General features: G+C 41.4%; 12 protein-coding genes and 1 other annotated feature. Of the genes, 7 read left to right on the forward strand and 5 right to left on the reverse strand.

Annotated features, from left to right (window positions below):
- Nucleotides 1-3: 3 nt before the first annotated feature.
- From lon to FWJ32_RS08260, 3 genes are all read left to right on the forward strand, one after another.
- Nucleotides 4-2316 (forward strand): endopeptidase La, encoded by a 2313-nt coding sequence (lon, locus tag FWJ32_RS08250; protein WP_149545481.1) that lies wholly within the window; start codon nt 4-6, stop codon nt 2314-2316.
- Complete coding sequence (gene yihA, locus FWJ32_RS08255; RefSeq protein WP_149545482.1) at nt 2313-2888, forward strand: ribosome biogenesis GTP-binding protein YihA/YsxC; 576 nt, start codon at nt 2313-2315, stop codon at nt 2886-2888. The genes lon and yihA overlap by 4 nt, the downstream gene beginning before the upstream one ends.
- Nucleotides 2889-2959: 71 nt before the next feature.
- A complete protein-coding gene (locus tag FWJ32_RS08260) occupies nt 2960-4015 on the forward strand; it encodes a YcdB/YcdC domain-containing protein (RefSeq protein WP_149545483.1) in 1056 nt (351 codons plus the stop codon).
- Here FWJ32_RS08260 and FWJ32_RS08265 read toward each other — a convergent pair.
- The 4 genes from FWJ32_RS08265 to FWJ32_RS08280 are packed head-to-tail and all read right to left on the reverse strand — an operon-like array spanning nt 3975 to nt 7502.
- A complete protein-coding gene (locus FWJ32_RS08265; protein WP_149545484.1) occupies nt 3975-4871 on the reverse strand; it encodes a DMT family transporter in 897 nt (298 codons plus the stop codon). The two genes, FWJ32_RS08260 and FWJ32_RS08265, sit on opposite strands and share 41 nt — an antisense overlap.
- Before the next feature lie 56 nt (nt 4872-4927).
- The gene (locus FWJ32_RS08270) at nt 4928-5755 is read right to left on the reverse strand and encodes an ABC transporter permease (protein ID WP_420837945.1); all 828 of its coding nucleotides are present in this window, start codon (nt 5753-5755) and stop codon (nt 4928-4930) included.
- Nucleotides 5742-6485 (reverse strand): ABC transporter ATP-binding protein, encoded by a 744-nt coding sequence (locus FWJ32_RS08275; protein WP_149545485.1) that lies wholly within the window; start codon nt 6483-6485, stop codon nt 5742-5744. Before FWJ32_RS08275 ends, FWJ32_RS08270 begins: the two co-directional genes overlap by 14 nt.
- A gap of 51 nt (nt 6486-6536) precedes the next feature.
- Nucleotides 6537-7502 (reverse strand): ABC transporter substrate-binding protein, encoded by a 966-nt coding sequence (locus FWJ32_RS08280; protein WP_149545528.1) that lies wholly within the window; start codon nt 7500-7502, stop codon nt 6537-6539.
- Between the two features lie 208 nt (nt 7503-7710).
- On the opposite strand from FWJ32_RS08280, the gene FWJ32_RS08285 reads away from it, so the two are divergent.
- A complete protein-coding gene (locus FWJ32_RS08285) occupies nt 7711-8190 on the forward strand; it encodes a ribonuclease H-like YkuK family protein (protein WP_149545486.1) in 480 nt (159 codons plus the stop codon).
- A gap of 5 nt (nt 8191-8195) precedes the next feature.
- Here the strand turns inward: FWJ32_RS08285 and FWJ32_RS08290 are convergent, their stop codons facing one another.
- On the reverse strand, nt 8196-8942 hold the full coding sequence (locus FWJ32_RS08290) for a helix-turn-helix domain-containing protein (protein WP_149545487.1): 747 nt from the start codon (nt 8940-8942) through the stop codon (nt 8196-8198).
- Between the two features lie 132 nt (nt 8943-9074).
- Here FWJ32_RS08290 and FWJ32_RS08295 point away from each other — a divergent pair, with 132 nt between their 5' ends.
- The 3 genes from FWJ32_RS08295 to FWJ32_RS08305 all read left to right on the forward strand — a co-directional run bounded on the left by FWJ32_RS08295 (nt 9075) and on the right by FWJ32_RS08305 (nt 13300).
- Entirely contained in the window at nt 9075-9575 is a 501-nt protein-coding gene (locus FWJ32_RS08295) for a CDP-alcohol phosphatidyltransferase family protein (RefSeq protein WP_149545488.1), read from the forward strand.
- 261 nt (nt 9576-9836) lie between these two features.
- Nucleotides 9837-10044 (forward strand) — a binding site (T-box leader).
- A gap of 45 nt (nt 10045-10089) precedes the next feature.
- Nucleotides 10090-12726, forward strand: coding sequence for a valine--tRNA ligase (locus FWJ32_RS08300; RefSeq protein ID WP_149545489.1), 2637 nt, complete (start codon nt 10090-10092; stop codon nt 12724-12726).
- Nucleotides 12727-12760: 34 nt separating this feature from the next.
- Nucleotides 12761-13300, forward strand: coding sequence for a GNAT family N-acetyltransferase (locus FWJ32_RS08305; protein WP_149545490.1), 540 nt, complete (start codon nt 12761-12763; stop codon nt 13298-13300).
- Nucleotides 13301-13303 lie beyond the last annotated feature (3 nt).

Raw genomic sequence — 13303 nt, forward strand, 5'->3', positions numbered from 1 at the left:
AATATGAGATACAGATTACCTGTGATACCATTAAGAGGGGTTGTGGTCTTTCCATATGTTGTTATAAATTTTGATGTAGGCAGGAAAAAGTCAATCATGGCCTTAGATGAAGCAATGGCCAACAATCAAGAGGTTTTCCTATGCGCGCAAAAGGACCCGGAACTGGATGAGCCTGGGATAGAGGACATCTACACGGTGGGGACAGTAGCCAGAGTAAAGCAGGTCTTAAAGCTGCCCGGGGATATAGTAAGGGTAATGGCTGAAGGAGTAAATAGGGGACGAATTGTTTCAATTACAAAGAATGAGCCGTTTATTGAAGGTGAAATAGAAAATATTGTTGAAGTCCATAGAGAGAAAGATAAAGAGATGGAAGCATTGATGAGGAGTATTCTGAAAAATTTTGAGACATATCAGGAATACCTCAACCATATAGCTCCTTATACGGTATTCAGCCTGTACTCAATTGAAGATCCATACAGGTTCAGCGATATGGTAGCCTCAAACCTCAATATAAAGGCTGAAGACCAGCAGAGGCTTTTGGAGATGTCTGACGTTAAGGAAAGGCTGGAAGAAATACTGAGGATTCTTACCAGGGAATTGGATATTCTTGAGATGGAGAAGAAGATCAATGATGAGGTTAAAAGCAGCATTGACAAGGTACAGAGAGACTACTACCTGAGGGAGCAGCTCAGGGCAATAAAACAGGAACTTGGTGAAGAACCCGAGGAGAGGGACGAGATAGATGAATACAGAGAGAAGCTGGAGTCTATCGTCCTGCCTGACGAAGTGAAGGAAAAGGCATTTAAAGAACTTGGAAGATTGGAGAAAATGTCCTATGGTTCTCCAGAAGCCCCGGTTATAAGGACTTATCTTGATTGGATACTTGACCTGCCGTGGTCGATAAGCACGACGGACAGATTGGACATAAAAGAAGCGAAAAAAATACTGGATAAAGACCATTATGGACTTGCTAAAGTCAAAGACAGGATACTGGAGTTTCTGGCAGTAAGGAAACTTACAAACCATATGAAGGGTCCTATACTATGTTTTGTCGGTCCTCCAGGAGTTGGTAAAACTTCCCTGGGCATGTCCATAGCAAGAGCCATGAATAGAAAGTTTGTTAGGATGTCTCTTGGCGGTATAAGGGATGAGGCTGAAATAAGAGGTCACAGGAGGACATACGTAGGCGCCCTCCCTGGTAGGATAATAAATGGTCTTAAGCTTGCAGGCTCGAATAATCCTGTTTTTCTCCTGGATGAGATAGATAAGCTTGGGACGGATTTCAGAGGGGATCCGGCTTCTGCTCTCTTAGAGGTGTTGGACCCTGAACAGAACTCTAACTTTAGAGACCATTATCTGGAGTTGCCATTTGACCTTTCTAATGTACTTTTTATAACCACTGCAAATACTATTGACACCATTCCATCTCCTCTGTTAGATAGGATGGAGGTAATATCCATTCCTGGTTATACGGATGAGGAGAAGGTACAAATAGCCTTGAGATATCTGCTTCCAAAACAACTGGAAGCCAATGGTTTGAAAAAGGATCAGATAAACTTTACTGAGGGTGCTGTAAGAAGAATAATTAATGAATATACGAGAGAAGCAGGCGTGAGGAACTTAGAGAGGACTATTGCTGCAGTACTTAGAAAGGTAGCCAGGAAGATTGTGGAGGAATCGGTGAAAAGTATACGTGTTACGGCACAAAATATAGAGACATATCTGGGTGTGCCACAATTTAAATATGAAAAGATGGATGAGATGGACAGGGTGGGTGTGGTAAGAGGACTGGCTTATACTACAGCTGGCGGAGATACCCTATCCATTGAGACAATCATAATGCCCGGCAAGGGAAACCTTATACTTACCGGGCAGCTTGGTGATGTTATGAAAGAGTCAGCCCAGGCGGGGCTAAGCTATATCCGCTCCAAGTGTGAAGAACTTGGGTTGCCCAGTGATTTTTATAAGAACGTGGATATTCATATCCATGTACCGGAAGGAGCTATACCAAAGGATGGGCCCTCGGCTGGTATAAGCATGACAACAGCGATGATATCAGCATTAACAAAAAAGCCGGTAAGCAAAGATATAGCGATGACGGGTGAGATAACTCTGACAGGCAGGATACTACCCATAGGTGGTGTAAAGGAAAAAGTATTGGCGGCACACCGCGCCGGCATTAAAAGAGTAATCTTGCCATTTGAAAACAAGAAGGACTTAGAAGACATACCAGCCAGTGTGAGAAAGGATATCACCTTCTATTTTGTAAAGACCATGGATGAGGTAATAAAGTTATCAGTGGTGAGCAGGAAATGAAGATAAATGATATCCAGCTTGTAAAGACAATCCTTGATACAGAAGACATGCCGAAGGATAAGCTCCCTCAGATAGCTCTGGCAGGCAGGTCCAATGTAGGGAAATCTTCTTTTATAAACACTATTGCAGGCAGGAGGGTAGCAAAGATAAGCGCAACACCGGGTAAAACCGGGACGATAAACTTCTATAAAATAAACGGTTCCTTATACCTTGTAGATATGCCGGGATATGGTTATGCAAAGGCATCTAAGGAAGAGCGAGACCGTTGGAGCAGAGCTATCGAAGGCTATCTAAGCGAATCCTGCAATCTTAAGGGTGTCCTTCTTTTAGTGGATATAAGACACAGGCCTACAAAAGATGACGTGGTGATGCATGAGTGGATACTTTCTAAAGGACTTTCGTCATTCGTCATAGCAACGAAAGCTGATAAATTGACCAGAGCAGAACTTAATAAAAACCTTAAGATGATTGCTGAAACGTTGAATATAGAGGATATGAGTGACATAATCCCTTTTTCCTCATTAAACGGACTGGGCAAGAACAGGGTCTTAGAACGGGTTTTTAAATTTTAAACCCGTTTTTTATTTTCCTCCTGTATTTTAAAGGAAAAAAATGTTAATAATATAGGCAGGAGGGATAAATTATGAGATTCAAAACCTTTATAACTGTATTGTTGGTTTGCATTTTGGTGTATGGACATGCATATGCTGAAGGTCCAAATTTTATACTGAAAGGGAAGAATGTTTTAGAAGACGGTATAATATACTATCTGCAACGTATATATAATGGGATACCGGTATATGATGAAGGTGTATACCTGACCATTGATAGAAATGGTGAACTAATCTATTTAAGTGATAGTTTTGGCGATGGGGATTTTGCAGAAAGCAAAAATATTGTAAGTCTTCAGGATGCCCTCGGTAACATTCATGACAGTGTTTTGAAGTCATGGTACATTAAAGAGAAAGACGGATATGTACGGGTATTAAAACCAACTGAGTTTGTGGTGGACGCATCCACTGGGAAGGTAATTGACCTTGAGGATGAGGGGTATGAGATAGAAGGTAATTCTGCATTAGACTGGGGTGATACGGATATGACATTAAATAAAATGGAAGCACTATTGGAACAGGATGGATATACATATACCCAGAAGACATATTCGGAGTTTAATGGGTCAAGAAACACAAATTATATAACTGGGAACAAAAAATTTAGTTATTTAAATATTGCAATTGCGGATAATAAGGTAATATCGATCATGTTTTCGTCCTTACATAGTGATGGAACTGACAGGACAGTAGATGCGAAAAGTGTGCGGACTGTTGCTGATAAGATATTTAAAGAAATTGTCCTTAAGGGGAATAAAGCAATAGGTCATATGAACGAGACTGAAAAGGGTTATAGGTTTAATTATGTGAGGATGGAGAATGGTATAGAGGTAGAAGACAATGGCCTTGAGATTGTAATGTCCAAGGACGGTTATATAGAATCTTTGAAGTACAGGTGGGATGCAGCGAGTTTTAATGACACAGGGTGTTTTGACATGGAGGAAATATTAAAGAGGTATATTGAAGCTGCAGAATTTAACTTATATTATCGCAAACTGGGTAATAGGTATATTCCTGTGTATGCAGCGTCGAAAAGGATTGAGTACATCACGTCCCAGGGGTCTGTGGTTTATAATCCTGTTTTTTAAATGGCCTGGCCATTGGAAGCTCTGAGATAAACATGCCCAGTATTATGAGGATACCGCCAATTAACCCGCGAAACCCCATCGCCTCTCCTAATATAAGCCATGCAAAAAAAGCTGAGAATGCCGGTTCACATATGTATATAACCGATGCATGGGTGGGGGATGTCATTGCCTGATATCTGTTTTGAAGGATAAATGTTAAAGCTGTGGCAACCACCCCTGTCATTACGAGCTCAGCTATGATTTTGGGTGAGGACGGTATCTGGGGTTTATCAATTATAAAAGCAGTTGCAACGGCAAAAGCTGTAACAAATAACACCTGATATATGGCAAACTGAAATGTGTTCACCCTTGCCCCGTACTTGGATATAAGTACCACCTGGATAGCTAAACTTATGGCGCAGAGGATGGTAAGAAAATCACCGATGTTAAACGAAAGGTTTATGCCTGTGGTAAGCAGATATAAACCTGCCATGGCCGGGGCAATGCTTATAACCGATGATGTCTGTGGTTTTGTTTTCATAATCAGTGCTTCAAATATTGGTGTCAGCACGACATTAAAACCCGTTATAAATCCAGACTTTGATGCTGTGGTGTACTGCAAACCTATTGTCTGCAGTACATAACCCAAATACGTAAATATTGACACAATGAATGCAAGGTAAATGGTGTTCCTGTCGGTATGCAATATGGTCCTGCCGAAAAATATGATAAAGACCAGTGAGGCTATAGAAAAGCGGAACATTAAGAAAGAAGGTGCTGGTATGACACTTACAGCATCTTTGATTATTATGAATGTAACTCCCCATATCATTGTAACTAAAATGAGCATAAAATCTGCGAAATAATTTTTTTTCATTTGTATATCACTCCTGGAAGTCTATTAATTCTATTTTATTTTATATCCTCAATATGTCAAGAAATTTTCCAGCGTAAAAAATATTTTTCAAGATAGGATACACCTATATACATAAAGGCTGCCAAGATGGAAAGTATGAGAACACCAGTCATCACCATATCCAGTTTAAATATCTGGCCTCCGTAGACGATCAAAAAGCCAAGCCCGGCTTTTGATACAAGAAATTCACCCGTAATTACCCCTACCCAAGAGAGACCTATATTTATCTTTAGAGCAGATATTATAGTGGGTATGCTGGACGGTAATACCACTTTTTGCAGTATCTGAAAGCGGCTTGCTCCAAAAGTCTTTAACAGCTTAATCTCGTCATCGTCGACTTCTTTAAAACCATTGAGCACGCTGATGATTGTCACTATCAATGATATGGCTAAGGCCATGGTTATTATTGCGGCCTGGCCGTTGCCCATCCATACAATGAATATCGGGCCAAGGGCTGTCTTTGGCAGACTGTTTAATACCACGAGGTATGGGTCAAGTACACGGCATATATAGTCGGACCACCACAGGATGACAGCAATGGCTGTCCCTATAACAGTGCCCAGCAAAAAGCCTGCAATGGTCTCATACATCGTAACATATATGTGGTACAGAAGGTTTCCAGTGCTCAATAGCTGTATAAAAGTACTCACCATGCGTGATGGCTGGCTCAATATGAATGGATCGACCCATTTTAGGTCTCCAGCTATTTCCCACAGGCCAAAGAAGGCAATCAGAATAATTATCTGTGTCATCCTTATAGACATGTTTATCTGACGCACCTTTTTAAGATATTCCTCATGTTCTTTAGATATGTTTTTTGACAGTTCAACATCATACATGTACATCCAGCTCCCTCCATATTTCGTTGAAGTATTTTCTAAACTCCGGTGCATTTCTGCGGTTTAGCGGCCCCTGCTCTCCTGAGGTGACTATCTTATGAATATTGATGGGGCGGCCAGGCCTTTTTGAGAGGACCAGGATACTGTCAGACATTGATATAGCCTCAGAAATATCGTGGGTTACGAAAAGGGCGGTCTTCTTTTCCTGTTTTATTATTCTCCAAACCTCATCTGCAATGGCGAGCCTTGTCTGATAATCTAATGCTGAGAATGGTTCATCAAGCAATAAAATATCTGGGCCAACTGCCAAGGTACGTATAAGAGCGACCCTCTGCCTCATCCCTCCGGACAATTGGCCGGGATAGTGATTTAAAAAATCACTAAGGCCATATTTTTTCAGCATATTTACCACATTTTCCCTGTTCTCAGGTGTGAGTTTTTTCTGAATTTCAAGTCCAAGAAGTGCATTTTGCGTAATTGTCCTCCAGGCCAAAAGATAATCCTTTTGCAACATGTAGCTTACCTTTCCACCCACATATATTTTCCCCGAGGATGGTTTTAAGAGTCCAGAAATCAATGAGAGAATTGTAGATTTGCCACATCCACTCGGTCCCACTATTCCAAACAGTTCTCCTCTTTTTACTTCAAATGTAACCCTGTCTATAGCCTTTGTTTCTCCATCAATAGTATGATAACTCATTGATGTGTTTTTCATGCTGACAATAACATCGTCCATATATCTGCCCCTTTCTAAGTAACTGCCTTTAGGGTCAACCCCTAAAGGCAGTTACTTTATAGTCTCAACAGCATTTTCAGCAAACGTATTATCAATGATTTTACTTGAATCTATCTTGCCACTCTTTAGTTCCCCTGAAGAAATGATGAAATCCTGAAGATGGTCCAGGCCCTCTTTACTGACTACCGGGGTATATGGCCAGGTATCTTGTTCCTTATATCTGGTTACAACTGTTTCTACAAGGTCGATATCCGCATCGGGGAAAAACTGTATTATGGCCTCAGCAATTTCTCTTGATGAGTGGTCTCTTACCCAGAGCTGCCCCTTATAAAGGGCGTTTGTCACCTTTTGGATTATATCGGGATGCTGTTCAATATAACTCTTTTTTGCGGCAAAGGTAGTATACGGCACCTCACCACCAGCGACACCCAAAGACGCAACAATCTTACCCTCACCGATCTTTTCCATCATACTGGCTGTAGGCTCAAAGAGTGCTACGTAGTCAACATCGGGCTGGCTTTGAAAAGCACCGGCTGTAGCGGTAAACTGAAGGTTGGTTATCACGTTTACGTCCTTACCTGGTATCAGGCCATGAGATTTCAGTACCCATTCTAAAACCATTTCTGGCATTCCACCAGGTCTTCCACCTATAATCGTCTTACCATTTAAATTTTCCCATTTAAAATCTGGTTCCGCCTTCCTGCCGACAAGAAAGGAACCATCCCTCTTAGTGACCTGTGCAAAGTTGACAGCGTAGTCTTCTCTCCCCTGGCTGTACACATATACTGTAGTTTCAGGTCCTTGAAGACCAAAGTCTGCAGTTCCGGATAATATTGCGGTCATGGCCTTATCAGAGCCCTGGGCCGTTGTAAGATTTATATCTATACCCTGTTCCTTAAAGAAGCCTTTGTTTATGGCTACATAGACAGGCGCATAGAATATGGAACGCACCGTCTCTATGTAGTTCAATTTTACAAGTTTTGGCTGTGCTGAGCATCCCAAGGCAGAAAAAGTCATAATAAACGCAAGGGCACATATAAGCAGAAATTTTAAAGTCCGCACATTTTACACCTCCCGATAAGAATCTTTCAGTCATATTATATTCATGGCATAGATTTTGGTGATAATATGGTATATAATCAATCTTTAACGCAAACTTAATATTTTCTTAATACAAATTTAAAGTTTATGATATAATATTAACTTAGAAAAGGAGATGACTCCATTGAACTTTATCAATCCGACCAAGGGTAAGATGGATCTTGATAGCATGAGCAGGGATATTATTGAGTTTATGGCCGAGGACACAAAAAGCAAGTATACCCTTATGATAGGTACCGATTCACAACTTGGACGAATGGTATGTTTTGTAACTGCAATCATAATTTACCGTAATGGTAAGGGTGGAAGGTTCTATTACAGAAGGTTTTTTAATAAGAGGATTCCATCTTTAAAGCAGCGAATTTTTATGGAGACCAGCTTTAGTCTAGAAATGGCAAATATGCTTGTAGAGAGGCTGGATATAAACGGAATGAATAACCTTGACGTAGAAATTCATATGGACGTGGGTAACAATGGTAAGACGAAAGAAATAATAAAAGAGGTTGTTAATCTTGTCATTGGTTCTGGTTATATGGCAAAGGTGAAACCGGATTCGTGCGGTGCAAGCAAAGTAGCTGACAAGTACACAAAATACGCAATGTAAAACAGTCAGGGATTTTGCTCCTGACTGTTTAAGTCTTCAAGGGTGAACTTTTTTGTTACCGGCATGCCGGGCTTTCCAAGGGGAGGCAGTTCCTGACCATTTAGAGTTATTATGGCATTACCGGGATCTCCTAACCGCAAAGTGATTTCCGTACCCTCTAATGTAACCTCCTCACCATTGGTGAATTTTTTTTCTACCAGAACGTTTCCGTTAGCATCTCTAGCCCTTATCCAACAGTCACCAGTAAATTTCAGGTTTATTACAAGTTTGTCGGCAGGTTCCGGTGTTTTGGTCTCAGGCATTTCAGGTGGTGAGTTTTCTACCTGCTGCTGCTCTTTTTGCGGCTCGGTGGGAGGAGGCAAGTTTAGATTTAATTTTTTATACGGGTTTATATATATGAATATTGCAAAAGCAGCAATAAGGACCACTGATGTTATTATGGTAATAAGTGGCCTTAGGTTGATACCAGCAGAATGTTGAGAGACCTTTTCGCTTTGTCTGGAAGGACCTTTTGAGGATTTATTTGTTGAGTCAATAAAATTTTTTACCAGCTCGCTGCCGTCTAAACCGAGAAAGTCAGCGTATTTTCTGACAATACCTATTACATATATCCTATCTGGTACTATACTGTAATTGCCCTCCTCTATGGCGCTTAAATAACGGGTCAATATATGGGTTTCCCTTGAAACATCATCTAATGTTAGATGTTTACTCTCCCTTGCCTCTTTTAAGATCTTGCCAATATCATCCATAAAAAGATCACCATCCCTGCCTTACTTAATGTTATTATAACACTAATTTGACATATAAAAAGTTAATTTTTGATTAATTTTTTAACATGACTATGATATAATAGAAATTGCTGGATCATAGGAGGAAAAATAATGAACATCCCCAATTTGCTTTCTACAATGAGGTTGATTCTTTCACCAACAATAATATGGTTGTTTTTGCGGGATCAGACCTTGATGGGTTATATCATCTTTGGTTTGGCCGCCCTCACTGATATTTTAGATGGCTTTATAGCCAGAAAGTACAACGTCAGAACAAAGCTTGGCACTGTGTTGGACCCGCTGGCCGATAAGGTTCTGGCATTGAGCGTGCTCTTTACCCTTGCGATGAAGGAAATCATTCCATACTGGATACCTGGTATATTAGCTGTCAAAGAGATGATAATGGTAGCCGGGGGTCTTTTTTTATGGAATAAGGGCGTGGTGATACCTGCTAATATTTTTGGAAAGGTAGCTACTGCGTCCACATATGCTGCGGTGTTGGGTTCGTATGTTGATAGGACTATTGGACTTTATGGCCTCATTCTGACTGTAGCCTTATCTATAGTGGCTCTTTTTTCTTACGGAAGGATATTTTTTAAGGAAAAGGTGTAAGTGCTTTAATATGTGTTGACAGTATTAAAATTTTATTATAAGATATAAGCTAATATTGATATCCTGATAAAACAGTTTTCAGGGCATGTCATATAGCATCCAAATGGGTTTCTGCAGTGAGTTTATGATTCTTAAAAGGTGATGAACGGTTAATGATGATACGTCGAACCTGACTCATGTAGGGGTATTAGAACATATTGAACAGGTGTCAGGTGCTGGAATATTATTGATATGTATGCTTATTACTTTTTAACATAATATGTAAAAGCAATGAAGAAGAGGAGTAACCAGGAGCCTGGCTTTCAGAGAGGATGGGTCATGGGCTGTGAGCCTGTCTAAGTCAGACCGGTGAAGGTAGCTTTGGAGCTGTCAGGCTGAAACAACAGTAGGCCTGGCCGGGTATTCCGTTATATGAATGATTGCCCTTATACAGGGAATTAAGGTGGTACAGCGGCCCCCCGTCCTTTAGTGATGAGGGGCCTTTAATTATACAATCTTTTAAGGAGGGAAAGACATGGAACTTCCAAAGACATATAATCCAAGGGAGTTTGAAGAAAGGATATACAAGGACTGGGTAGAAAAAGGATATTTCAAACCCAGAATAGATAAAAACAAAAAGCCCTTCACCATAGTCATGCCTCCACCCAATATAACAGGACAGCTGCACTTGGGTCATGCACTGGACAACACAATGCAGGACATACTTATAAGATGGAAGAGGATGCAGGGTATACCCACCCTGTGGGTGCCTGGCACAGACCACGCCAGCATCGCTACTGAGGTTAAAATAGTGGAAATGTTGAAGGAGGAGGGTCTTACCAAGGAACAGATAGGCAGGGAAGAATTCTTGAGGAGAGCATGGCAGTGGAAGGAAAAATATGGCAGTCGTATTGTTGAACAGTTAAAGCGTTTGGGGACATCATGTGACTGGTCCCGTGAGAGGTTTACCATGGATGAACAGTGTTCTAAAGCTGTGAAAAGATTCTTTGTGAGGCTATACAACAAGGGTCTTATATATAGGGGAGACAGGATAATAAACTGGTGTCCGGACTGTAAGACAGCCCTCTCTGATGCTGAGGTGGAACACAAGGAAGAGGAAGGGCATCTGTGGTATATCCGATATCCTTTCAAGGATGGCAGCGGCTATGTCATGATAGCAACTACCAGGCCGGAGACTATGATTGGAGATACTGCCGTTGCAGTAAACCCCAAAGACGAAAGGTATAAAGATGCTGTGGGCAAGACATTGGTCCTGCCTATTGTAGGACGAGAGATACCTGTTATAGCCGATGACTATGTGGATATGGAATTTGGCACAGGGGCAGTAAAGGTGACTCCTGCCCATGACCCCAATGATTTTGAGTGCGGGATAAGACACAACCTGCCACAGGTCCAGGTTATAGGCGAGGATGGCAGGATGACTGAGGAAGCAGGAAAATACAGAGGTCTTGACCGTTACGAGGCCAGGGCTAAGGTGGTGGAGGAACTAAAGGAACAAGGGTTTCTTGAAAAAATAGAGAAAATTACTCACAGTGTGGGACACTGCTACCGCTGTGACACTGTAATAGAACCACTTATATCCAAACAGTGGTTTGTAAAAATGAAACCTTTGGTAGAGCCTGCGTTAAAGGTTGTAGCTGACGGAAAGGTCAAGATTGTGCCTGATAGGTTTACAAAAGTCTATAACAATTGGCTGGAGAATATAAAAGACTGGTGTATTTCCAGACAACTCTGGTGGGGACACCGCATACCGGCATGGTACTGCGATAGCTGCGGTGAGATAACCGTAGCAGAGGAAGAACCTGACAGATGCCAGTATTGTGGTGGCACAGACATACACCAGGATGAGGATGTTTTGGATACATGGTTTAGTTCTGGTCTGTGGCCGTTTTCAACCCTTGGCTGGCCTGATGATACGGATGATCTCAGGTATTTTTATCCCACCAGTGTACTGGTTACAGGCTATGACATAATATTTTTCTGGGTTGCCAGGATGATATTTTCTGGTCTTGAGGCAATGGGTGATATACCCTTTGAGTATGTCTTAATCCATGGGCTTATAAGGGATGCAGAGGGTAGGAAGATGAGCAAGTCTCTTGGCAACGGCATAGATCCCATTGAGGTGATCGATAGGTATGGGGCTGATACACTGAGGTTTACCTTAGCTACAAATAATTCCCCGGGAAATGATATAAGGTTTTCATGGGAGAGGGTGGAGGCCAGCAGGAATTTTGCCAATAAGCTTTGGAATGCCACACGATTTGCCCTTCTCAATATGGAGATAGATAGGGTTATAGATATACCCTATGACGTGTTGGACCTATCGGACAAATGGATACTTTCAAGGTTGAATAACCTGATCAAAGAGGTGAACGCCAATCTTGAAAGGTTTGAATTAGGCCTGGCCGCCTCTAAACTTTACGATTTCATATGGAGCGAATTCTGCGATTGGTATATTGAGGCATCAAAAGCGAGACTGTATGGTGGCAATGTGGAAGAGAAAAGAGCCTGTGAAATTGTATTGAGGTATGTTTTAGACAATACTTTAAGGCTCCTGCATCCTTTCATGCCCTTTATCACAGAGGAACTCTGGCAGCAACTGCCCCATGAGGGAGACTCTATAATGATAGCCCCTTGGCCGGAATATAGTGAGACTATGGAATATAAAGAGGAAGAGGAGAGCTTTAACATACTGATGGATGTTGTAAGGTGTATCAGAAACATAAGGGCTGAAGAGGATGTGCCGCCAGCCAAGAGGATTAAGGCGATAATACACCCCGCTACTGACAAGGTTCTAAAGACTATAGAGTCTGGTTTGGATTACATAAAAAAACTTGGTAATGTTCAGGAAGTGGATATAGTAATGGAACAACCTGAAGACAAGAGAATGAGAAGTATGGTCCTTACGGATATGGAGATTTATATACCACTTTCTGATTTGATAGATATTGACAAAGAGATAGAAAAGTTGAATAATGAGAAGAAGAAAATAGAGTCAGAGATTGAAAGGTCTACAAATATGCTTTCTAATGAGGGCTTTGTGAAAAAAGCTCCACCACAGGTTGTGGAAAATGAGAGGCAAAAACTGGTTAAATATCGGGAGACGCTGAATAAACTTGTGGAAAGGATAAAGACACTAACAGAATGGTAGAGGTATCCACAGAGGTGTCCAGGAGGGCATTAGGATGTTCTTTCTCGCAAAAAGGCCAAAAATTTCCCAGGAAGAGATAATATTAAGAGAAGCAGTACCTGCCGATGCAAGAGGGATTATAGATGTTGCCAACGCTGTAGGGAGAGAAAAAACATACAATGTCTCGGAAGTGTTTGGATATAGTGAGGCGGATGAGAGGAGCCTTATTGCAAGGCTGAACAGGAACAAAGAGCTCATCCTTGTGGCAGAACGCGGTGGTAAAATAATTGGTTTTTTGACTCTTTTTGTCTACTTTGGCGGACGTTCCCCAAAGGTACAGCACGTTGGAGAGATTGGCATAAACATAATGGATGGTTACAGGGACATGGGACTGGGTTATAAGATGATGAATTATGCTATAGACTGGGCAAGGTGTAGGGGGTATATGAAACTTTGTCTGAGCGTTTTTAGCTCCAATGAAAGAGCAATACACCTTTATAAAAAATGCGGCTTTAGAGAGGAGGGGAGGAGGAAGGCCCAGTTTAAGATAGGGGACACCTATGTGGATGAGGTTGAGATGGGCCTTTTTCTGTAAAGA

Origin of the sequence: Calorimonas adulescens (assembly GCF_008274215.1) — a bacterium.
GTDB classification, from domain to species: Bacteria; Bacillota; Thermoanaerobacteria; order Thermoanaerobacterales; family UBA4877; genus Calorimonas; species Calorimonas adulescens.